Origin of the sequence: Bifidobacterium indicum, assembly GCF_036987015.1 — a bacterium.
Classification (GTDB): Bacteria; Actinomycetota; Actinomycetes; order Actinomycetales; family Bifidobacteriaceae; genus Bombiscardovia; species Bombiscardovia indica.
On sequence record NZ_BTXM01000004.1, the window covers coordinates 53814 to 78033 of the forward strand.

Annotated in this window: 12 protein-coding genes; 9 read left to right on the top strand and 3 right to left on the bottom strand. The window is 64.3% G+C overall.

Going from position 1 to position 24220, the window contains the following annotated elements; translation table 11 throughout:
* The first annotated feature begins 25 nt into the window (after positions 1-25).
* From AACP59_RS08255 to dapB, 6 genes are all read left to right on the top strand, one after another.
* Positions 26-784: a tyrosine-protein phosphatase gene (locus tag AACP59_RS08255; RefSeq protein ID WP_297316276.1), complete on the top strand. Its 759-nt coding sequence runs from the start codon at positions 26-28 to the stop codon at positions 782-784.
* Between the two features lie 84 nt (positions 785-868).
* A complete protein-coding gene (locus AACP59_RS08260) occupies positions 869-5554 on the top strand; it encodes a PD-(D/E)XK nuclease family protein (protein ID WP_339350672.1) in 4686 nt (1561 codons plus the stop codon).
* A complete protein-coding gene (locus AACP59_RS08265) occupies positions 5551-9981 on the top strand; it encodes an ATP-dependent helicase (RefSeq protein WP_339350674.1) in 4431 nt (1476 codons plus the stop codon). The genes AACP59_RS08260 and AACP59_RS08265 overlap by 4 nt, the downstream gene beginning before the upstream one ends.
* Positions 9982-10183: 202 nt before the next feature.
* Positions 10184-10939 (top strand): GNAT family N-acetyltransferase, encoded by a 756-nt coding sequence (locus tag AACP59_RS08270; protein WP_339350675.1) that lies wholly within the window; start codon positions 10184-10186, stop codon positions 10937-10939.
* Positions 10936-12237: an MFS transporter gene (locus tag AACP59_RS08275; protein WP_297316280.1), complete on the top strand. Its 1302-nt coding sequence runs from the start codon at positions 10936-10938 to the stop codon at positions 12235-12237. The genes AACP59_RS08270 and AACP59_RS08275 overlap by 4 nt, the downstream gene beginning before the upstream one ends.
* A 288-nt stretch (positions 12238-12525) precedes the next feature.
* The gene (gene dapB / locus AACP59_RS08280) at positions 12526-13278 is read left to right on the top strand and encodes a 4-hydroxy-tetrahydrodipicolinate reductase (protein WP_297316281.1); all 753 of its coding nucleotides are present in this window, start codon (positions 12526-12528) and stop codon (positions 13276-13278) included.
* A gap of 42 nt (positions 13279-13320) precedes the next feature.
* Here dapB and AACP59_RS08285 read toward each other — a convergent pair whose 3' ends face one another.
* Complete coding sequence (locus tag AACP59_RS08285) at positions 13321-15813, bottom strand: DUF4855 domain-containing protein (RefSeq protein WP_339350677.1); 2493 nt, start codon at positions 15811-15813, stop codon at positions 13321-13323.
* Positions 15814-16007: 194 nt separating this feature from the next.
* Between AACP59_RS08285 and dapA the strand changes: the two genes are divergently transcribed.
* Positions 16008-16919, top strand: coding sequence for a 4-hydroxy-tetrahydrodipicolinate synthase (gene dapA, locus AACP59_RS08290; protein ID WP_339350678.1), 912 nt, complete (start codon positions 16008-16010; stop codon positions 16917-16919).
* A gap of 44 nt (positions 16920-16963) precedes the next feature.
* Positions 16964-18859, top strand: coding sequence for a ribonuclease J (locus AACP59_RS08295; protein WP_297316284.1), 1896 nt, complete (start codon positions 16964-16966; stop codon positions 18857-18859).
* 117 nt (positions 18860-18976) lie between these two features.
* Here AACP59_RS08295 and AACP59_RS08300 read toward each other — a convergent pair whose 3' ends face one another.
* Both AACP59_RS08300 and AACP59_RS08305 read right to left on the bottom strand, forming a co-directional pair.
* Entirely contained in the window at positions 18977-20041 is a 1065-nt protein-coding gene (locus AACP59_RS08300; RefSeq protein ID WP_339350679.1) for a 2,3-butanediol dehydrogenase, read from the bottom strand.
* A gap of 175 nt (positions 20042-20216) precedes the next feature.
* Positions 20217-21143 (bottom strand): alpha/beta hydrolase family protein, encoded by a 927-nt coding sequence (locus AACP59_RS08305; RefSeq protein ID WP_339350681.1) that lies wholly within the window; start codon positions 21141-21143, stop codon positions 20217-20219.
* Between the two features lie 283 nt (positions 21144-21426).
* Here AACP59_RS08305 and pepN point away from each other — a divergent pair, with 283 nt between their 5' ends.
* Positions 21427-24051, top strand: coding sequence for an aminopeptidase N (pepN, locus tag AACP59_RS08310; RefSeq protein ID WP_339350683.1), 2625 nt, complete (start codon positions 21427-21429; stop codon positions 24049-24051).
* Positions 24052-24220: the final 169 nt, after the last annotated feature.

Genomic DNA, 24220 nt, shown 5'->3' on the forward strand with positions numbered 1-24220 from the left:
ATGTTGCAGATGAAGGTGGGAAGACATGGAACACATTGATGGACTCTATAATTTCCGTGATCTTGGCGGAATCAAGACCCTTGACGGTCGGATCAGGTCCGGTCTCCTCTATCGGTCCGAGGCCCTGTATGGGTTGACCGCCCAGGGAAGGCACCAGATGGAGGATTCCCCGATAGGGCTGGTCCTGGACCTGCGTACCGATGACGAGGCCAGGGCCATGCCCGATCCCGAGCTCGCAGGAATCAAGGACGTTCACATCCCCATGCTGGACGGTGCCATGCCCATCGACGCCGACAGGGAACGGTCCATTGAGTCGGGCAAGGAGATGGACGCCGAGGCCACGCTCCGGAGGTCCTACCTGTCCCTGGTGGCCCACAACGGCCCGGATTATGTGCAGGTGCTCCACCGCACCGCCGGCATGGCCCGGCAGGGGCGCGGAACCCTGATCCACTGCTCGGCGGGCAAGGACCGGACCGGTACGTCCATCGCCTTCCTGCTGGACATGGCGGGAGCCGACCGTGACCAGGTCATCGCTGATTATGCCTCCTCCCAGGCCAACCTGTCGGGGGCCTGGAAGGATGCCATGCTGGCCATGATCGCCCGCTCAGGTGTCGACTTCCCCAAGCGCCTGGTGCCCATGATCACCATCACCCCGGCCGCCCTGATCCGTGAGATCCTGGACCTGATCGATACCCGATACGGTTCCGTCCGCGAGTACCTCCTCCATAATGGTGCCGACCCAAGCGACATCGCCGACCTCAGGAAGGCCCTGGTCGCTGATTGACGGACCGTGGGTTGCGGATACATCCCTCGCCATGGGGCGGTTGATGTTCCGCGACAGGACCAGCCTGGGGCCTACCCTGAAGGCATGAACGAAAGCAGACCGGTTGACGCGGATCAGGTCCCTGCCGAGGTCCGGGAATTGATCGACGGCGAGCTCAGGGGCCCCGATGGGGAGGGGACCTCGACCCTGGTCGTGGCTGGGCCGCCACGCAGCGGCAAGACCACCGTGGCCACCCGTGCCCTCCTGGTCGGCATGGAAACGTTCGGTGACCGTGATGCCTTCATGGTGGTTTCGGGCCGCACCGCCGCGGACCGGATCAGCCGCCAGGTCATCCTGGAACGGGGGAGCGCCGGCAGGACCCGGCCCGTGGGAACCCTACAGGCCCTGGCCTTCCAGGTGCTGACCCAGGCCGCTTCGTTGACGGGAAAAGAGGGGGCGTCGCTTCCCAGACTTCTGAACGGGGCAGAACAGGATGCACTCCTTCGCCAGGTCATGGCCGATCACATCGAGCATGTCCGGGCCGGTGATGATTGCGCGGTATGCAGGCTCCTGGAGCGCTACTTCCAAAGCGAATCAGGCTGGTCCTCGGTCCTGGTCACCCAGGCGGACGGCCAGGTCGAGGGGGTCAGCAACCGGTTCATCGCCCAGTTGCGCGACATGTTCGCCCGGATGACCGAGCTGGGGGTCACCTCCGGCGACAGGGACCAGCTCCTGTCCGCCCTGGAAACCCAGTCCATCGACCTGGACCGGAAGGAGCGTCTCGGCCTGCAATGGCGGTTGGCCTTCGCCCTGAACGACGAATACCTGGAGTGCATCGACCGGACCTACCCCGGCGAATTCCGTTTGGACCCGTCCCTGCTGATGGTCGGGGCGGCCGAGGGAGTCGGCAGGGTCGACGGACTGACTCTGCCGCGCTTCCTGGTCGTGGATGATTGGCAGGACGTCACCCTGGCCGGGATGGGATTCCTCCAGACCCTGAACCGGGCCGGGTGCCGTCTGCTTCTGGTGGGGAACTGCGACCAGTCGGTCCAATCCTTCCGCGGGTCCTATCCGGAATTCCTGGCGACCAGGCTGACCGGCCTCAGCGCGCGTATCCAGGGGGATGCGGCCCCCATGCTGGCCGATGATTTCGCCTGCCTCGACGCAAGGCAGATGGTCCTGGAACCGCGTCGTATCGTGGTCCCCTACATGGATGGTCGGGGCGTCGGCCAAGCTGGTGCATCCGGTCCGGATCGGACATCGGCCGCCTCCGGTCAGGGGCCAGGTGACGACTCGGCATCGGCCCTGCCCGATCGGGAATCCCATGACGGTCCCGGTTCCTATGCGGACCTGGTGGCCGCCCGTATCTCCCTCGGCATCGCCAGCCTGGAGGAGGCCGACAGGCCCCTTCCCGGCAGACCAGGCAAGTTGCCGGCCTGGCCCGGTGCCGGACCTGTGGCACCCCTGGCCTCGGCCGACCCCCTCCTTGCCGACGGTTCGGTCAGGGCCCGGCTCTTCCATACCCCCGCCCAGGAGGAGGACGACCTGGTCTGGCAGGTCAAGCATGAGTTCCTGACCCAGGGCAGGGACTGGAACGAGATGGCCGTCATCGCCCACGACAATGCGACCATTCGCGCCCTGGGCCGCAAACTCAGGGTTCAGGGGGTCCCGGTCCGATATTCGTCGGTCACCCGGCCACTCAGTGAGGACCCGACCATCCAGGGGCTCTTCGCCCTGGTCGAGCTGGCCCAGGCCGTGCAGGACCCATCCACACTGCCCACCGACGAAACCAGCCCCGCCGCAGTCGCCTCCTGGGTCAGGCGGCATCTGCGCACCCTGATGGTCAGTCCCCTGATCAGCGCGAAGGTGGGGGAGGGTCGGCATGAACGACCCGTGCGGATGGAACACCTGGAATCCCTGATGGACTCCATGGCCGTCCTGTCCCGGGTCCGGTCCTCCGGAGACTCGGATCCGACATGCGGGGAGACATCCTCCCGGGACACGGATACGACCGCGGCGGCTGCGGATCCCGCCGAGGAGACCCTGTCGGCCCTGCCTGGTCTGGTCGCGGCGTGGCAGGATTGGGCCCGGGCCATCCGGACCCAGGAGACCGACACCGCCCGGCAGAGGGGCATCAAGGTCGATGATTCCCTGATTTCCGGGACCGGGCAGGCACCGACCTCCGCGTCCGGTCTGAGTGTGGACGCCCTCCAGACCATGCTCCTGTTGGATCCGCAGGATTCCTCGCAGACGATCCTGGCCGTCATGGCCGCCATCGCGGGTGGCCGCATGGAGGATCCGGATGTTCACGCCCTCCGCCATGCCCTGAAGGTGGTCACGACCACCGCCGACAGGATTGCCGCCCTGCCTGATTCCCAGCCCCAGTACGTGCTCTGGGAGGCCTGGCGGAGTCTGGGGCTGGCCGATGACTGGCAGCGGCGCGCCCTGGTGGCCACCCAGGAGGGCGAGGAGGTCAACGACCGTCTGGATGCCCTGATGCGTCTCTTCCAGTATGCGGCCGGTTCCCAACGATTCCGCACCGTCCAGGCCTTCATGGACCAGGTGCGCAGCATGCAGATCGAGGCGGACTCCCTGGCCCTTATCGGCCCCATCGAGCATGCGGTCACCCTGACCACCCCGGCCGGTGCCGCCGCCCTGGCCAGGGTCTGGCCCCTGGTCTGGCTTCCGGCCATCCAGGATGGGGTCTGGCCCAACCTGACCCCCCGTGACACCATGTTCGGGGCCGAGGACCTGGCCGACCTGGTCCTCCACAACCGCATCGGGGAGCCCGACCGGTCCTCCTTCAGCCATGACCCCAGGCTCCAGTCGATCCTCTACGCCGAGAAGAAGGGGTTCCTGGAGGCGGTGACCCGGGCCGGGGAGCAGGTGCGGGTCAGCGCCGTCTGGAACGACGACACGGTCCCCTCGGACTTTCTCTATGGCTACCTGCCCGAGTTCTATGAGCGGACCTCCGACATGGCCCAGGCCGACTTCACCCAGGTGGGGGCCGGTGCCGAGGAGAGCCGGGATTACGGCGGCCTGGAGGTCTCACCCAGGGGACTGACCGCCGCCGCCCGCTCCCTCCTGGCCAGGCAGGCCCTCCGGGAGGATGGTGCCGATCAGGCCAGGATCGATGATGCCGTCGATACCCTGCGCCTGCTCTCCAAGTCGGGTTTGCAGGAGGCCGATCCCAGGTGCTGGCCCTTCCTGTATGCGGACTTTGAAGCGGAGGAACATGCGGACCAGTCCGGCTCAGACCAAACCAGGGCAATGCGGTCCGGATCAGACCAGTCCGGTTCAGGTCAATATGGCTCAGACCAATTCGAGACAGGGCAATCCCCCTCGGTCGATTCCGTCGAGGAAGGTTCGAACCTCGCTGATTCGGGTCCTGGCGGTCACGACCGTGCCCCTTCCGATGCATCGGAGTCGGTCTTGTCGGTATCCAAGATCAGAGAGGTCGGGACATCGGTGCCGACGATGGGGAAGTCTCCTGCCCAAGAGCCGGACGCATCGGATCAGGCTTTGCCTCAGGTGGTCTCCCTCTCCCCGTCCGCCGTGGACAGAATCTGGCAATGCCCCTTGGAATGGGTCATGAGTGACCGGTACTCCGGCCCCCAGCCGAGCAGGGTGGCCACCGATTTCGGTTCCCTGATCCACCGGGTCGCCCAGGAGGGCACCAATCGCGGGCTGGACAAGCCGGACCAGGGAGAGCTGGGTCAGGATGCCCGATCCCTGACGGACCGCAAGGCCAGGGTATCGGCCGAATTGCTGGATATATACCAGGAGTTCGCCCAGAATCCTCCTGACGGCCTGGACCCCAAGAGGCTCTATGACATCCACAGTCGGGAGCACCAGGTCGAGGGGATCATCGACACCCTGGCCTCCTACTTCGTCCACGGCTCAACCGACGGGTACGGGTGCGGAGGGAACAAACCGGTTCCTGTAGGTAGCCTGGAGGGGGTCCAGAGCGAGCGTTCCTTCAACGTGACCATAACCATGGACGACCTCTCCGGGGTCTGGAGGGCCACCTTCCCCGATAGGCCCCTGAGCCGGGAACGGTTCTTCAGCCTCCTCTCCGGTCTGGTCGGTGGTTTCCCCGAGGCGCTCACCCCTGCAACGGCCGTCAGGCTGACCGGTAGGATCGACAGGTTGGAATCGCGGTGCATAGAGGGTCGTCACTACCTGCGGCTGGTGGATTACAAGACCGGCCGTGTTCACAGCGGCACCCAGCTCTTCAACGACCTCCAGTTGGTCTGCTACCAGCTTGGACTGGCCTTCCAGACCTCCGAGGAGGGGGTTCAGGCGGGAGCCGAGGCCGGCTGGTCCCTGCCCGGAGCCCCCGACCCGGGGAAGGGGGGTGGTCTCCCCATCAGCCAGTCCATCCTCTTCGATGTGGCAAAACCTCCCAAGGACCCCGACAGGGGGACCAGACCCGAGGAGGCCCGCTACCAGCCGCCCATCTTCCATAATGGGGCCTTCACTTCCAACTACCAGGCCAGGACCGGAGTACCGAACCCCTCCAAGTTGGCCGACCTGGAAGACCTGCCTGTCGAATCTCCCCAGGGGGTTGACCAGGAGGTCTGGGACATGGTCCGCAACCATGCCGGCGGGGATCAAATCGCCTGGGACCTGACCATGGTGGCCCGGATCTTCTTCGCCGCCGGGGTCAGACTCTCGGCCAACCACCCTGATGCCCTCTTTGACCCCTCCCGCTGCCACAAGCATGGCAGGGATGGGGTCTGCGCGGCCTGGGAGCAGCTGGCGCCCAATCTTCTGGAGGATCAGGAATGAGACAGACAGCAGAGCAGTCGGCCATCATCGATGCCGGGGTCGGTGAGGACCTCCTGGTCGTGGCCGGGGCTGGGTCCGGCAAGACCATGACCATGACCCAACGCATCATCGCACTGATCGAGAAGGGGGTCCCCTCGGAGCAGATCCTGGGGTTGACCTTCACCCGGAAGGCGGCCTCCGAGCTCCTTTCCAGGGTCTCCGCGGCCGTCATCAGGAACCGCCCGGGTTCGCAATCCGGAGCGGTGGACCCGGAGAGGAACTTCCTCAAGCCCTCGGTCTTCACCTACGACGCCTTCTTCCAGTCCATCGTCCGCCAGTATGGACTCCTGGTCGGCATGGACCAGGACACCCAGCCCCTGAGCGCACCGGGGGCCTTCCAGCTGGCCGCCGGGGTCGTGGCCGACCACATCGACCTGGTCTTCCCCGACCGCCAGGAGGTCATGGACCAGGTCGAGGGTGGTCTGGACGTGGATGACCCCCTGTCGGGGTTCTCGGCGGCCACCGTCGGTGGGCCGGACCAGGCGGCACGGTTGGCCCGGATCAGGGCCGGCGACCAGGATGACGTGGGGTCCGGCACCTTTGAGACCACGGTCAACCAGGTCCTGGGCATCACCCAGGCCCTGACCTCCTCCATGATCAGCAGGGACTGCCCGGACTTCGACCGAGCGCTGGCCCGGGTGCGGGCCTGGGACCAGGCCTTCATCGACCGGACCGAGGCCCTGATCGACGGCCGACCCATACCGGACGCCGAGCCTCCTGATCCCTCCATGAATCGTCCCAAAAGAGCGAAGAAGGACAGTGACGCGGACTATGCCCTCAAGCTGGAGAAGATGAGGAAGAAGCGTCTGGACTTCCGGCTCTATCAGGCCAACCGTCTGCTCCGCACCGCCCGGACCCGGGAGAAGCTCCTGACCCTGGCCGACTACTATCAGAAGGCCAAGCGCCAGGCCAACATGGCCGAGTTCGGCGATTTCACCCTGGCCGCCTTCCAGCTGGTCGACCGCTTCCCCTCCATCGGCGCCCACTACCGACGCAGGTTCACCCACGTGTTCCTGGACGAATACCAGGACACCTCCACCACCCAGGCCCTCCTCCTGGCCGCCATCTTCCATCCTGAAGACCGGGCAGGGGAGCCTGACGAATCACACCCGGTCGGTCAGGACCGTCCAGGCGGATGGGATCAGCCCGGTGACCAGTCCCATCCCGGTGGTTATGCACCCGTCGATGGTGTCGATGACCGGAATCGGGCCCGCTCTCATCCATCCAGGTCTTCCGTGACCGCCGTGGGCGACCCCTTCCAGTCCATATATGCCTGGCGTGGAGCCAGCCCAGGCGCCTTCCGCACCTTCCAGTCCCAGTTCGGGATGCTGGCCGAGAAACCCACGGTCCGGGACGGCCGGATGGGCGGGGTGGCCACCTTCGGCAGGTCCGGGGACCAGGACCCCCTGACCCTCTCCCGCACCTTCAGGAATTCCAGGATGGTCCTCCGGGCGGCCAACCTCCTGACGGTCCCGCTCAGGCAGGAGACGGACCGCCTCTCCAGCGCCAGGATGGACGAGGTCGATGTGGCCCGTCTGGAGGCCAGGGATGACGCCGACCAGGGAACCATCGGCCTGCTCGGGTACAGCACCATCGGCCAGGAGATCGACGCGGTGGTCCGGTTCGCCCTCCACGCCCGTTCCCGGTATGGCAAGCCGGGCACCGATGGTCGGGGCGAGGACCCTGATGCCCCCCACGTGGCCGTCCTCTTCCGCTCCAAGTCCAGGATGCCCCAGTACCGGGAGGCCCTGGAATCGGCTGGGCTGACCTGCCAGGTGGTGGGGTACTCGGCCCTCTTCGACCTTCCCGAGGTCATGGACCTCCTGGCCCTCCTGCGGGTGATCTGCGACCATACCGACAGCAGCTCCCTGATGCGTCTCCTGGCCTCGGCCCGGTTCAACATGAACCCTGCCGACCTGAGTGCCCTGGCCTCCCTGGCCGAGACCATCAATGCCGACAGTCGGTACCGGGCCCTCCTCCAGGCAGGCCTGGTCCCCGAAACAGAGGACCGACAGGCCAGGAAGGACCTGGTCCGTGAGCACCGGAACCAGGTGCCCAACTCCCTCTTCCTGATCGACCTCCTCCTGCGCGACGACCTGGCCGACCTCTTGCGGACCTCCCGGCTCAGTCCCCGTGGCCGCACCCTGGTCACCAGGGCCGCCGAGGTCATACGACGGGTCCAGGCCCAGTCGTCCGCCCCGCTCAGGCAGGTGGTCATCGCCGCCATCCAGGCCCTGGACCTGGACATCGACCTGGTCCTTTCCCGGGCCATGGACCGGCCTGACCAACCCCTCCAACCCAGCCAGGCCAATACCGGCATCGAGGCCCTCCTGGACCAGGTGGACACTTATGTCTCCGAGTTGCCTGCCGGTCTGGGGCCCAGCCTGCCCGGGTTCGTGGCCTGGGTGGATGCCATGGTCCAGAGTCCCGACCTGCCCGATACCGGAATCGACAACCATGCCGATGTGGCCCTGATGACCATCCACCAGGCCAAGGGCCTGGAGTGGGATGCCGTGGCTGTGGTGGGGTTGGCCAAAGGTGCTTTTCCCAGCAGTCAGGGTGACTACCTGAAGATTCAGAAGCGGGAGGACGGGGCCTCGCAAGGCGGGCAGGAGGGTGCGTCACCCAGCTACCTGAACATGGCCCATACCTGGTTGGAGGATCCTCAGGCCGTCCCCGTTCCGGTCAGGGCGGATGCCATGATCCTGCCCAGGTTCCCCCACGACGCCAGGCCCGGATCCGAACCCGGGGATGACCTTGGTGGTCTGGATCTGGCCGCCTTGGAGGACGAGGCGATCGGCGGGGTCAGGGCCACGGGCGTGGACGATGAGGGGGAGCCCTGTGACTTCCTGGACAAGAAGGGGTATTTGTCACAGAAAGAAGAGTACGGAAACCGCTACCATAACGACGAGCGAAGGCTGGCTTATGTGGCCGTGACCAGGGCCCGGCACGACCTCCTCCTGACCTTCGGCGGGCAGACCACCGACACAAATCCCGCGCTCAACACCCCCCAGGTCGATGCCGAGGCCGAGGCCTCGAACTTCTGGCTGGAACTGGTTGATGGCCTGCGTGGCGATTCTGAAGCCATCAGGCTTGATCCCGTCGCCGGCGACCAGGAGCCCGACGAGGGTGCGGTCTGCCCGCCGACCCCTCCCGTAGGCCTCCTGCTTGGTCAGGATGCCGGGGCCTATCGGGATGCCCTGGTGGGGGAGGCCCTGGACCAGGTGGACCAACTGGCAGCCAGGCGGGACGGAACCGACCGGTCCTTCTGGCCGGTGGCCATGGGGTCCAAGGTCGGCCGGGCCCTTCGTCGCAGCGCCGAGTGGGTGGGCCCCGACACCGATCCAACCGGGACCCGACATGGAGAAGGCAGCCTCTATGCCGATGCGGTCCAGGTGCTCCAGGTCGACACCGGCCGTCTGGGGGTCACCGGCGACCGTCTGGTCACGGACCTGGACGTCCTGCGTCGCACGGGCCGGGGAATCATCAGTCATGGCGCCCAAAGCGTCACCTCCATCCAGGCAAGGTCCGGCACGATGGATGCCGCCAGGGAGCGGGACTACTGGGAGGGCCTGGTCAGGCCCGTGCCCCGGGTGGCCTCGCCCCTGGCCCAGGCAGGCACCCTCTTCCACGACTGGGCCCAACGATTCATCCTGCCGGACCTCCAGAACTCCTCTGGCCTGCTTGATGTGGCGGACCAGGGCGGGGGAGGCTCACCCGATGAGTCGTCCGTCCAATCCGGCCCGGACGGCCGCCTGATAGGGTCGGTCGGACCCCTGGGCCCGGAGGCCCTGGCTGAACGCCGCCGGATGGTTACGGCCCTGGACTCCGAAGAGGACGGCATGGGTCAGGCTGTCTCGGACCGGGCTGTCGCGGGTCAGGAGGCCTCGGGCCGCACATCCTCGAACCAGGATGCCTCGAACCAGGATGCCCCGGTCCAGAGCCCGGACGGGAAGACGGCCCGGCGTCTCAGGATCTGGGAGCGCCGTCTGGCCGAATCCGACTGGGCCCGGCGGACCCCGGCCTGGGTGGAGCGTCCCATCGTGGCCGTTCTGGAGGGCACCATCGTCAAGGGCAAGCTGGATGCCGTCTTCCGCGGGGGATTGGACCAGGATGACGACTCCAGGCTCTACACCATCGTGGACTGGAAGACCGGTGCCAGGCCCCGGACCGAGGAGGAGACCAGCGAGAAACTGGCCCAGCTCGACCTGTACCGGATCCTCCTGTCACGCCTGGAGGGAATCGACCTGTCGACCATCGACGCCTGCCTTTATTATGTTAGTGAGGCCCAACCATCCCGGCGGCTCATCAGGGCAAGACCCAGAACCCAGGAGGAGATCCTCCGGGGGCTGCGTCGGGGTGCTCCGCAGGAGTCGGACAACGAATGAACCAGCGGGGCGGGCCCAGCAGACGGAATGACAAGAACGGGATGCAGGCCGACATGCCAGGCATGGTCGGGCTGGTCCCTGGCAGACCCCGCTCCCCCCTGGGTGGCGATGGGTGCCCCTGAGTAGGTATACGGTGACCGGACCAGCCGGGGCGGCCTGATGCGCCCCTGCCGCCTGTTGCCGTCAGACGGAGTGACAAGTGATGGCAGAGTTCGACCTGGCCGATAAGGGCCAGACCAGCCGGCAGGTTCCCTCGATACGTCCCATGGCCTGGAGCGATATGCCCGACCTGGTCAAGGAGTTCGACAGGACCTGGAGGGTTGAGGAGGACAGGGACGGCAAGGTTTCGCAACTGAGCGCCGAGCACTTCATCCTGGCTTACCTGACCCAGACCACCCGGGCCCGCATCGCCTGCATGGGTGGGCGGTTCATGGGGGTCACCCTGCTCAGGGAGTGCCAGGGGCCGCTCAGTTTCCCCCAGGCCCAGGCCTGTCTGGAAGCCGTCGACGACACCCTGAACTCGACCCCCCTGGGGAGGAAGACCCTGGCCAGCGCCCGGCACTGGCAGGCCACCGAGGTGCGTCTGGAGGAGGAGACCGGCCTGACCACGCCGCCCCAGGCCGAGCTGAAACTCTTCCTGGTCAGCGACAAGGCGCGCGGCCATGGCATTGGACGGATGCTCTGGCGGGACACCCTGAGCCATCTGGACCGGCAGGGGGTGGCCAACTTCTACCTCCACACCGACTCCTCCTGCGATGTGGGCTACTACGACCACCAGGGCATGACCTGTCTGGCCGAGCTCGGGGGCAAGGACTATGCGGCCTTCTCCCAGCGGCCCCAGGCCGATTCCCAGGTTGATTCCCTTGGGGTCGACCCCACCTTCTTCGAGGGCATCGACGACATTTTCATCTACGGCGGCAGGGTCCGTGAACAGCTGGAAAGGTGCGGAAGGTCATGAAGGAACCAAGGTCACCCTTCCTGCGGCTCTTCACCTACCCCGGTGCGGTGGGCTTCTGCCTCGCGGCGGTCCTGGCCCGTCTGCCCCTGGGGATGATGGGTTTGGGTATCGTCCTGGCCCTGAACCACATCTATGACAACTGGACCTCAGCCGGGTTGATGAGTGCGGTCTATACACTCAGCGCCGCCCTGGTCACCCCGGTCTACGCCCGCCTCTTCGACCGGTTCGGCCAACGCCGTGTGGGTCTGGTGGCCCTCCTGGTCCAGACGCTGGCCATCCTGGGGTTCGCCTTCGGGGCCATGAAAAAGGTCCCCCTGGGTCTGCTCTTCGTCCTGGCCGCCCTGATGGGGTTGACCCAGTTCGCCTTCGGGGCCCTGGTCCGCACACGCTGGGCCTGGGTCCTGCGTGACGACAGGACCAACCTGCTCAACACGGCCTATGCCCTGGAGTCCGGACTGGACGAGTGCGTCTTCATCCTGGGGCCCATCCTCTCCGCCTACCTGGCCACCTCGGTCAGTCCCGTCTCCCAGCTCTTCCTGCCGGCAGCGGCCCTGCTCGTCGGTGGATTGACCTTCTTCTCCATGCGGTCCACCGAGCCCCCGGCCATTGTCCGCATGGAAACCGCCAAGACCAGGGCCGCCGACCACTCGCCGGTCGATGATGGTGGCAGCGTCCTCCCCGGGGACTCGGACGGAAGGCGGGGTTCCAGGTCGGCCCTGGCATATCCCGGCATCCTCCTCCTCTTTGTTATCTTCATCGTCTTCAATATGAGCTTCTCTGCCGTGGATGTTTCGGTGACGGCCCTGACCAAGGCCATGGGCAGGGAGGGGGCCGTAGGCCTCCAGCTGGCCCTCTTCGCCCTGGGCTCCCTCTGCGGGGCCATGATCTTCGGGTCGATCAAGCTCAAGGGGTCCCGGTGGCGCTACCTGGTGGTCTTCCTGACCCTTCTGACCGCCGGCTATGTGGTCTTCAGGCTGGTCATGGACCACCTGGTCCTCCTGGGCGTGGCCGAAGTCCTCTCGGGCCTGTGCGTCTCGCCCATCTTCGCCACCGGCAACCTGATCGTCCGGGAGAACGTGGACTCCCACGCCCTGACCGAAGGGCTCTCCTGGCTCTCCACCGGGGGGTCCATCGGAACCTCCCTGGGCTCCACCCTGGCCGGCATCGCCCTGGACAGGTTCGGCCCCCATGGCGGCATGACCATTCCCGCCATCGTCACCTGCTGCGCCATACCCCTGGCGGTTCTGGGATGGGTTTTTAGCATGAGGGCAGCCAATCGGATGAAGACAGAGCGCTGACCTCTGACATCGCCCGGTGCTGTCTGACGGGTCCAAGAGGTGCGTAAAGGGCCCTCCGGCAATGTGCAGGTCCTTGAATGACAGGCCTGCGAAACCTGCAACCACGGGCCTGGGTCATACCGGGCTCTCCAGCCAACCCGCAGGTTGATCGCGCCTGAGCAAGGCTGCCCCAAGGCTGTTCATCACGGGGCCGACCTGTTCTTTTTGCGGGATGTCGCCATGCCCGCTTCCAGTCCATGCTTACACTGGGAGCGAAGTCTTTGCAAAGCTTGGACAGGGAGGTACAGCATGATCAGGGTCGCCGTGGTAGGGGCCGAGGGCCGTATGGGTTCCAGCGTCATTCAGGCCTTGGAACAGGCAGACGACATGGCTTTGTCGGTGGCTGCCGAAAAGCAGGGCGGCCTGGAAGGGATCAACCCGGCCACCACTGATGTCGCTGTTGAATTCACGGTGCCAGACGCCTCTCTGGATAACGTCCTGACCCTAGTGGGCAGGGGCGTGGATCTGGTTGTCGGCACCACAGGCTGGGATGACGGCAAGCTTGGGCGAGTCAGGGATGCCCTGCAGGAAGCACCACGAGCTGGCCAGACGGTCTTTATCGCGCCGAACTTTGCGATCTCGGCCGTGCTGGCGGATCATTTCGCCAGCGCCGCAGCCAGGTATTTCACATCCGCTGAGGTCATCGAACTCCATCATCCCGATAAGGTGGACGCTCCTTCAGGCACCGCCATCCACACAGCCCAGGCTATCGGGCGCACACGGCGCGAGGCCGGCATGGGCCCCATGCCCGACGGCACCCAGAGGCAATCGGATTCTCGAGGCCAGGTGGTGGACGGGGTCCATGTTCATGCGGTGCGCCTTCAGGGATTGAATGCCCACGAGGAGGTACTCATGGGCAATCCCGGCGAGCAGCTTACCATACGTGCCGACAGCTTCGACCGATCCTCCTTCATGCCAGGCGTGCTCTTGGCTGTGAGGGCCGTAGCTGCCGGCGGCCATCCAGGCCTTATCGTCGGCCTGGATCATTTTCTCGATCTTTGACGATGGGGATGACTGGTTTTTCCAGGCATCCTGTTGAGGATTTCACCCATAGGACTCTGTCGAGACTTCGGATAGCATGGTCCATGTATGGCCTGGCCCGAGTCCCGGCAGCCTGATTCTGACGGAATCCACATTCTGGTGTAGGCCGCACTCAAGATTCAGGCGCACGCCGTCAGCGCCCAGATCGGTCTTGGTCAGGCGCCCTGTCAGAGGGATCCACGATCCGCCGACCTGTGCCTCGGCGGTGAAGCCATCAGGGCTCCGTATTCCGGCCGGAGCGTTGTCCAGGGTCCACAATGACACCCTGGTGATGTCGATGGGTTTCGGTGTGTCGAAACGCAGGCTCACCGGCGTATTCGATGTCCATCCGGACAGTTGGCTCGGGACGAAGGACCCGGTGTGGAAGCCATCAGTCAGCTTCAGGCCGTCATCGGAGTAATCGCTTCTCTGACTTGGATTCCTGATCAGCCGGTAGGTGAAGTCCAGGGGGGTGCCCTGCCGGTTGAAAACCTCTATCTCAGATATCATGGCCCAGGCATTGGTGGTGAAGTGCAGGCCCAGGTACCGTGCAGTGGCGGGCATGCCCGCGGCGTCCAGGTACCCGTCCTGGTTGGTGCACATGGCTTCAGCGCCCGACAGGCATGTGACACCGGCGACGGAGGGCAGTCCATCGCCATAGGCAGGCCCGTGCCTGCCGGTGACCACAGGCGCGGAGAACCCCCATCCACGGTCGGCAGAGGCCGTATCCGCGGTGCCCTGGTCTACCAGCACGGGGCTGTTGGAGAATCTGACAAGCCCATTCAGGGGCCAGTTGACCCCGGCATCCGACCCGCCCTGTGTGTGCACGCGGACCCTTGCGACCTCCTGGGGCGCTCCCAGATCCAGCATGATCCCTATATTCCCCGGGTCTGAGTCCCATCCCACGTTCAGCCCTGAACTCCATCCCCCACGGGAAATCCTGCCGTCATGGAGTTCATGGGAGCTCGCATCGGGGTATGGGCCGGTCTGAGAGGCGGGGGACTCCACGGTCGTTATTGCATTGGCCAGACCGTTGGTCGTGGTGGACTCCTGGGAGGCATCGGCCATGACGGACAGAATATTGGGCCTGTCGACAGGGGAATCGGGGCTGGTCTGGAGGACTAGGCGTATCTGTCTGACTGTGGAGCACATCTTCGATTGGTCCAATCGGATCACGATGCCCTGATAGTCGTCGGCCAGGGCATCGGCTGCCGCACGATAGGCCCACCCCAATGGCCTCCAGGACCCGTCCCTTCCCCTGCCCTCCAGGGAGGCCTTGCCCATCCAGTGGCGCTCGCCCTCCTGCATTTCAAGTCGAACCGCTCCCAGCCTGCCCGGATCGATTCCGGAGGCCTCCAGAATAAGGTTCTGCGATGCCCCCCTGATCTTTTCCGGAACGGCCTGCATATGCAGGTCCCGGTCCGGCGAGGGGACGGAACGCCCTGCCAGGTAGTCGGCAAGATGGTCATAGATGGCGTGCTGGGCAGGGTCCTGGCTGGTGACGATTCCGCAGGAGCCGAATCCCTCTCCCAGGAAGGCGGCCGAGGCCCCCTGGCGATATCCCGTGGAAATCCCGTAAGCCAGATACTGGTCGGCCATTGCCTGCTCGCTTTTCAGACGTGCGCATCCCCGGAATTCCAGTTCGACGCCGAGCCCATGCGTCCGTGCCGCCAAGGCTGTGGCCTCCAGGCGCGAGGCGTTGACGCTGCCTCCATCAAGCGATGACCGAAAGGCATACGAAGGTTGCATGATGGCCAGATCGAAGCCATTCTCCTTCCAGCGGTCCCATCCTGCCGCCTTGAAATACGGGATGAACAGGCAACCCAGTCCTGCCTGGTGCACCCCATCGTTATCATTCCTGATCAGGTGGTTCTCGAATGGGGTCACGTCCTCTCTCATCCTGTACAGCCCCCAGAGCTTCAGATGATCCGCGTGCTTGCGCTTGAATCGATCATCGACCTCCCTGGCGAACCAGCGGGTCACGGCACGGCGGTCGTCGCCACTCGAGAGGTTGCGATCCTGTCCGTCCACCGTCCCGAACGATGCCACATTGGAGTTCAGCCAGGGCATCATGATGATGACTGAACGCCTCCGGACGGGGCCTGCCGGATCCTGGGAGTCGGCTGAAGCCCGTTCCAGCGCGTCGATCGGGCCGTCATCCTTGAACCACTGGTCCAGGATGTCTGTCCAGTCGTTCATTGTTGTACGGCCATAATCCGTCTGGATGCCGTTGATGGAAAAGCGCAGAAGCACGGCAGCGTCGAAGAGGGGCTCGCCCGGCATTGCTTTGCCGGTGGCATCCTGGCGGCTGAAGAGCGGCCGGACGGATTCCGCATTCAAGCTGGACTCCGCATACACCAAGGCTGCATTGTGGAACCCCGCCTGGTCAGGATCAGGGAACCCAAGGTCTTCCTGTGCCTGTGCCCTTGCCGGGGCCAGCCCCAATGTGCCGAGCATGGCCAGACATATCAACCATGCCTGAACCGCTCCGATGATGCAGTGCTTTGCGTATGCCACGCTGTCCTCCGGATCCTGGCGGCCGGTTGCCTGCCATCTGGCTTATGCTACTGGGAACCGTCTCGTCCCCTCTTGTTGATTTGGGCAGGGATCGTGGAGGTTTGGCGCACGTTGCTTGGCCGAGACTGACAGTGGGGGGGGGGAGGAGGGTGTCGCGAGGGTGATGAGTCCCCGTCTGCAAGTAGCGTTGAAGTATGTCTGAGCTCCAAACCCATCTGTTGGACAAGGCCCCGTTCGGGCGGGTCGTGCCGGCCATGGTCACTCCCATGAACCATGACGGGTCAGTAGATTTTGAGACTGCTGGCAATCTGGCCCGCAGGCTTGTCGCTGATGGGGCGGATGGGTTGCTGGTCAACGGCACCACCGGCGAATCTCCAGCCACCCACATGGAAGAGAAAGTCGATTTGGTACGGGCAGTAAAGGATTCGGTGGATGTACCGGTCATTTCGGGTGCGGGCTCCAATGACACTGCCCATACGGTCCGCATGGCTGAGATGACCCAGGAAGCCGGGGCGGATGCGCTCCTGGTGGTCATGCCTTACTACTCCAGACCCTCCCAGGATGGGGTTGTAGCGCATTTCAGGTCCGTCTGCCGGTCTGCGGATCGTCCAATCATGCTCTACGATGTACCTGGCCGCACCGGGTTGCACGTGGCTGTGGATACCTACCGCCGCCTTGCCGAGTTGCCGCATGTCGAGGCAGTCAAGGATGCTACTGGTGACTTGGCCGCAGTTCCCATCAAGCGCAAGGAGACGGGGCTGATCTGGTACTCCGGCGATGACGGGCTGTACCTGCCTTTCCTGGCCTTGGGTGCCGTCGGCATCATATCGGTTATGGCCCATGTGGCCAGCGGTCCTATGCAGGACCTGGCGACTCGGTTCGATCAAGGCGATCTGAAAGGGGCGCAGAGGCTGTCGATCGCCTTGGCGCCGCTGGTGCGGGCGATGAACGACCAAGGGCAGCAGGCGGTCATGGCCAAGGCCGCTTTGAAAGTGGCCGGCGTCTTGGACAACACGACGATGAGGCTCCCTAATCTTGAGCCTGGCAAGGACCAGCTGATCCAAGCCGAGAAAGGCATGAAGGCCGCGGGACTGATGCGTTCCTGACAAGCAACCAAGCGTCGCCCCTGTATCAGACGGGGGTACAGATAATGGAAACACAAGTGAGAATGGCAAAAACAAGGCAAGAAGACAGTACAAAAAGCAAAAGCAAAAGCAGAAGCAGCAAATCCTCTCCCAAGAACCGTAGCCGAACTCCCGGGCAGGGCAAGGGGGCCGGCAGATCCCGGAGTGAATCCCGTGGACGCCGCAATGGCTCCATCCAGCGCGGAAAGGGTACCCAGACCGAACAGCGTCTGGTCGCTCCCCCCAAGTATCGCAAGGGCTCCATGCGCATCGTCCCCCTGGGTGGCCTGGGCGAAATCGGCCGTAACATGAATGTGGTCGAATACAACGGCCACATCCTGCTCATCGACTGCGGCGTTCTCTTCCCAGAGGAGGAGCAGCCGGGCGTAGACCTGATCCTGCCTGACTTCAGCTACATCAAGGACAAGCTGGACCAGGTGGATGCCCTGGTGCTGACCCACGGGCATGAGGACCATATCGGCGGTGTGCCCTACCTGCTCAAGCTGCGTCCGGATATCCCCCTGATCGGCTCCAAGCTGACCCTGGGATTCGTCGATGCCAAGTGTGAGGAGCACCATCTCAAGCCCACCGAGGTTGAGGTCAAGGGCCGCGACAAGCTCAAGGTGGGCCCCTTCAACCTGGAGTTCGTGGCGGTCACCCACTCCATCCCTGATGCCCTGGCCGTCTCCGTGCGCACCCCGGCAGGCCACATCATCGACACCGGCGATATGAAGATCGACCCGCTGCCGCTGGACCACCGCCTGACCGACCTGCGCGAGTTCAGCAAACTGGGCGAGTCCGGAGTGGACCTGCTCATGGTCGATTCCACCAATGCCGAGGTCCCCGGCTTCGTCAAGCCCGAGATTTCCATCGCCCCTGCCCTGGACAAGGCCTTCGCCGAAGCCCAGCGCAAGATCATCGTGGCCTCCTTCTCCAGCCATGTCCACCGGGTGCAGCAGGTGGTCGATGCCGCGCACAAGTTCGGCCGCAAGGTGGTCTTCGCCGGCAGGTCCATGGTCCGCAATATGTCCATTGCCTCCGACCTGGGTTACCTGCACCTGCCCGAGGACACTGTGATCGATCTCAAGGATGCTCACAGCATCCCGGATGAGAAGATCGTCTACATGTGCACCGGATCCCAGGGCGAGCCCATGGCGGCTCTGGGCCGCATCGCCGACGGGACACACCGAGATATCACCATCAACGAGTTCGACACGGTCATCCTGGCCAGCTCGCTGATTCCCGGCAATGAGCACGAGGTCTACAAGGTCATCAACAAGCTGGTGCGGTTGGGGGCCAAGGTGGTCAATCGCGACAACGCGGCCATTCATGTTTCCGGCCACTCGGACGAGGGCGAGCTGCTGCACTTCTACAACATCGTGCAGCCCAAGTGCGCCATGCCCATCCACGGCGAGAACCGGCATCTGGTGGCCAATGGCCTGATTGCCGTAAAGACCGGCGTGGATCCGCAGAACGTGGTCCTGGCCGAGGACGGCGACGTGGTGGACCTCTACCATGGCCAGGCCGCTGTGGTTGGATCCGTCCCCTGTGGATACGTCTATGTGGACGGCGATTCAGTGGGCCAGCTGACCGACGACGAGCTGGAGCAGCGCCGGATCCTGGGCACCGAGGGCTTCGTCTCCGCCTTCGCCGTGGTCGACACCGAGACCAGCAAGGTCGTCTCCGGCCCCAAGCTCTACCTGAACGCCGTGGCCGAGGATGAGAGCGAATTCAAGTCCATCAACGCGCAGATAGTCGATCAGCTCGAGGATGCTATGGCCAAGGGAACCACCGGCACCTACCAGCTCCAGCAGATGATGCGCCGCACTCTGGGCGGATGGATCTCCCGCAAGCTGCATCGTCGGCCCATGATCGTGCCCGTGGTGGCAGACATCGCCACCGACGTGCAGCCGCAGGACTGACCGGTGCCGTCCCGCGTGTGCTGTCGTGGGGAGGCAGGCCCCTTATATAAAGAAGGGCCCGGCCGCAGTACATGCTGGCGGGCCCTTATCGGTCCGATGGGGATGGCATGCAGAAGGTTACATCTCCACCAGAATCTTGATGTGATGCTCGGCGTCCTCATGCAGTGGACGGAAGCCTTTCTCGACGATGTCCTCCACCTTGATCCTGTCGGTGATGAAGGTGGACAGGTCGATGTGCCTGTCCTGGATGAGCTTGATGGCATCCGCATGATCGTTCGCATAGCCCATGGAGCCGCCCATGAATTTCTCTCCGAAGCCCATCTCCTTGGTGAGGTTCATGGTGACGGGCCGGACATGCAGGGCCACGATGATCAGGTGGCCCTGGGCTTTCAGAGCCGAGAGCAGCTGGTGCACTACGGATTCGGCCCCGACGGAGTCAAAGGCCACGTCGGCCCCCTTCCCGTCCGTCTCCTCCTTGACACGTTCCAGGAGGTCATCCTTGGTCGGATCGATGACCACATCCGCCGCGTGGGAATCTAGGGCCTTGTCCTTGCGCGCCTGCGAGATCTCGGACATGATGACCTTGAGTCCCTTGGCCTTGAGGATGACACCCAGAAGCAGGCCGATGGGTCCGGCACCGCCGACCAGGGCGGTCTGGCCCGGCTGCACATCCACCAGCCGGATGGCGTGGTATCCCACGGCGAAAGGCTCGATCATCGCCGCCTGGTCCAGGGGTATATCGCCAATGGGATAGACGCGGCGGGCGTCCACGACGATATGCTCGCTGAGTCCGCCGCCCCAGCCGTTGACACCGATGAACCCCATGACCTCGCAGTCATTGTAGTTGCCGGCCTTGCACGCCGGGCAATGGCCGCAGGCCATCTCGGACTCCACGACCACCGGGTCCCCGACCTTCATGTCGGTCTCGACATCATCGGCGATGGCCTCTATCGTTCCGGACATCTCATGTCCGAACACGATGGGAAGGGTTTCGCCCGAAAGGGGGTGGGGCTTGTCCTTGGAATTGCTTCCGCTCTCTTCCCCGTCATAGTAGAGGTGCAGATCACCGCCGCAGATTCCCGTGAAGGCCGGATGTATCTTGATGGTGCCTGGTCTGAGCTCCGGTTCCGGGACATCCTCGATACGTACGTTTTCCTTGCCGTAATACATCAGTGCCTTCATGGGCATGTTCCTCTCTGAATGCGTGGATACTGCCGAACCCCTGCACAATGGCATCTTTTGTCTCATACCTGGATTCCGGCACCAGTATATAGAAACCGATTAAGCGACGTAAGTCAGGGTGCAGACCGTGATGGGTGCAAGGGCCCCGCCCCGAGACAGGTTGCCCTTGCCATGGTCATTCCGTCCTGACTTGTTGTGTTCCGAACGATACGACAGGGCCAAGGTGCGGATGGTGATGGCGCTGTTGCAGGATGGCGAGGTGTGTATCCGGGCCTGTGTCAGCGATGCAGGGGTTTCCCTGACCATTGAAGGAGAAGTCGCCCAGCCAATGACCGATCCTTCCGGGGCCCCTGCCGCACCAGATGATCCTTGCACTGCGATCCGGGCTCCCCGTGAGCAGGGTGTTGGCCGGTCCGGTCACCAGGTCGTTGCGGAGTCTGAAATCAAGGAAGCGGTCATCGACCCGATGGGCCCGAAGCAGACGCCGCTGGTTCCCGTCCAGCACCAGCCAGGGGTCGACAGCGCAGAAGACCCTGGCTGGGAGATCGAACCTGGAGGCCTCGATCAGGGCCAGTCCTCCGCCCATGCTGTGCCCCGTGAAGACCACCTTCCCACTCGTGAAGCCGGCCTTCCGCCCTGCATCCAACGCCTCCCGTGCCAGGATGTCCGCTTCCCTGACCTGTCCCGAAAATCGGTTTGCCGGCGGCAGGAAGGTGGTCAGGGCGGAGGGGATGTCTCTGAGGGCATCATCCTTGAGATTGGTTCCCGCATATACCACAACCAAATGCCCCAAGTCCGCGTGGCCGGCCTTGTCGGGTGCGGCGATCATGCCTTCGAACCCGTTTCGTGGCGAGTGGAGGGGCCGGATAATCCAGTAGGAGCCGGCAGAGGCATCGTGGAAGTCATGATGGCCGACCCGGGTCATCAGGTCGTCCCGTCCCACCCCGTAGGAATACTGGCAGAGCAGGTTGAGCTGGTATGGGGTGAATTCGCTTTCCGCCTGGTGAGGGTCAGGGGGCCTTATCGGAATCTCCGCACCACCGCCTGAGTCGAAGCGGTGAACCGAAGAGACGTCCGCCATTTCGTTCTTCCTTCCGGCCATCCTGCCGGCCTCCCTCCAAGAGAACCGAAACAAATCCGAAACCGGTCAACATTATTCAGGCGATGATATTCCTTCCTGATACGCCTGGAGGGAAGTCGCCCTTGTCAGGTCAACCATGCTGGTTCCCGGGCCCACCCTAGCTGCGCCGGACCGCCCGGCCTGGGTCTCCTTGCCCGGGTCATTGATTAGACTTGTTCCATATCTACAGGACCCGACCTGGAACGGACGGTGCGCCCAGCACCTTCAGGAGGTCCCTGACCACCAGCCTTATGGAAAGGAAACCATGCCCGGAGCCAATCTGACGCGTGTGGAAGCGGAAGAACGCGCAATCGTCGTATCGGACGTCACCTACCAGGTCGCCCTGGATCTGACCAAGGGTCCCAGGACCTTCCCCTCCCGGGCAACCATCACCTTCGATGCCAAGCCCGGGGAGTCGACCTTCCTGGACCTGATCGCCGACGAGGTCAGCCTGATCGAGCTGAACGGGGAGCGTCTGGACCCGGCCCAGGTCTACAGGGACAGCCGTATCGAGCTGGCTGACCTCAAGGAGCACAACGAGGTCAAGGTCACCGCCCTCTGCCTCTATTCGCACACCGGCGAGGGGCTCCACCGCAGCGTCGACCCCTCCGATGGCAACGTCTATCTTTACAGCCAGTTCGAAGTGCCCGATGCCCGCCGCGTCTACGGGGTCTTCGACCAACCCGACATCAAGGCCACCTTCGACTTCACGGTCACGGCCCCTGCCTCCTGGCTGGTCCTGTCGAACATGCCGGTCAGGAGCCAGGAGGGCCTGGACCAGGAGACCGCCCCCGACACCCTGGAGGGCGGGCGGAGCGAATCCTGCCGTCGGTGGGTATTCGAGACCACACCCGTCATGAGCTCCTATCTGACCGCCTTCGCCGCCGGACCCTACGCCTTCTGGACCAGCGAATACGCCAACGAGGACGGTCGGACCATCCCCATGGGCCTTTACTGCCGCCAGGCCCTGAAGGACTCCCTGGACAAGGACGCCGACTACCTCTTCGAGGTAACCAGGAAGGGGTTCGCCTTCTACGCCAAGACCTGGGACCTGCCCTTCCCCTGGGCCAAGTACGACCAGATCTTCGTGCCCGAATACAACGCCGGAGCCATGGAGAACATCGGCCTGGTCACCTTCCGTGATTCCTACATCTTCGAGTCCAAGGCCACCGGGGCCCAGATCAACCGCCGTGTGGAGACCGTCCTGCACGAACTGGCCCACATGTGGTTCGGTGACCTGGTCACCATGAAGTGGTGGAACGACCTCTGGCTGAACGAGTCCTTCGCCGAGTTCATGTCGACCCTGGCCACGGCGGAGGCCAGCGAGTGGAGCGACGACTGGGCCACCTTCTGCTCCGGCGAGAAGAGCTGGGCCCTGACCGAGGACCAGCTGCCCACCACCCACCCCGTCGTGGCGCCCATCAAGGACCTGCATGACACCGAGGTCAATTTCGACGGAATCACCTACGCCAAGGGAGGCTCCGTCCTGAAGCAGCTGGTGGCCTGGGTGGGCCGTGACCGGTTCTTCCAGGGGATCCACCAGTACCTGGTCTCGAATTCCTACGGCAACGCCACCCTGAACGACCTCCTGGCCGAGCTGGAGAAGACCAGCGGTCGTGATCTGGGCAGGTGGTCCAAGCTCTGGCTGGAGGAGGCCGGCATCACCACCCTGACCAGCCGGGTCCAGACCGATTCGGACGGTCTGATCGCCTCCATGGAAATCGACCAGACCGCCCCCGAGGAGCATCCCGTCCTCCGCCCCCACCACCTGGCAGTCGGGTTCTACGACCTGAACGACCAGGGCCAGGTGGTGCGTACGGATCGGTTCGAGCTGGACGTGGAGGGCGCGCATGCCGAGGTCCAGGCCGCCCGGGGCAGGAAGCGTCCGGCCCTGATCCTGATCAACGACGACGACCTGACCTATGCCAAACTGCGTCTGGACCAGGACTCCCTGGACTTCGCGGCTGAGAACCTCTACCGGATCCAGGACCGCCTGACCAGGGCCCTGGTATGGCTGAGCCTGTGGGACATGACCCGGGATGCCGAATTCCCGGCGGAGCGATTCATCGGGCTCAGCCTCAAGGCCCTTTCCACCGAGCATCAGTCCACCACCTTCCGCTACGCCCTCTCGCAGATCTCGACCGCGGCCCATCATTTCGTGGCCGGCCGTCGTCGCCAGCCCATCCTCCAGCTGGTGGCCCAGACCCTCTGGGACCTGGCCCGGAAGGCCGAACCCGGCTCGGACGAACAATTCCAGCTGGTCCGCGCCTACCTTGGGTACGGTGACGACCCCGACTTCGAGGAGACCGCCCGAGGTCTCCTCAAGGGGGATCTGGAGCTGGAAGGGTTGGAGATCGACAACAACACCCGCTGGGTGATCATCCATGCCCTGGCCGCCCACGACCTCCTCGCGGACGGGGAGATCGACCAGGAACTCTCCCGGCACGACACCACCGAGAACCGTGAGTTCGCCATGGGCGCCCGGGCTGCCCTGCCCACCCCCAAGGCCAAGGAATGGGCCTGGGATCAGGCCCTGAACAACCAGGACCTGACCAACTCGCAGATCGAGGCCCTGGCCGACGGCTTCTCCGGTTCAGGCCCCGAGGACCTCTTCGCCCCTTATGTGGAGCGGTTCTTCAAGGCCGTGGATTGGATCTGGGAGTACAAGACATTCCACATTGCGGAAACACTGATCAACCCACTTTCCGCCGGCGGGCTCTATCCGGCGTCAGCCGATCCCCGTGCCCTGGTCGAGGCCGGGGACGAGTGGATGGCCTCCCACCAGGAGGCCCCCAAGGCCCTGCGTGGCATGATCATCCAGAACACGGAGTCATCCCGCCGCTTCCTCAGGGTCCGTTCCTACAACGAGCAGCTCAGGAAGCAGGACTGAACCCGAAGGCCCGGCCGGTCCAGGGTGCTTGGAACCGGCCGGGCTGTTGCATGCCCGCCCCTAGGTTGGACTTACCGGTTTCCCGGTCAGGACCTTCCGGTTTCGCTCAATCCCGTGGCGGATTGGTCCGGCCGATACGCGCGCCCCGGTTGGCGGAAAGGTTTCTCTT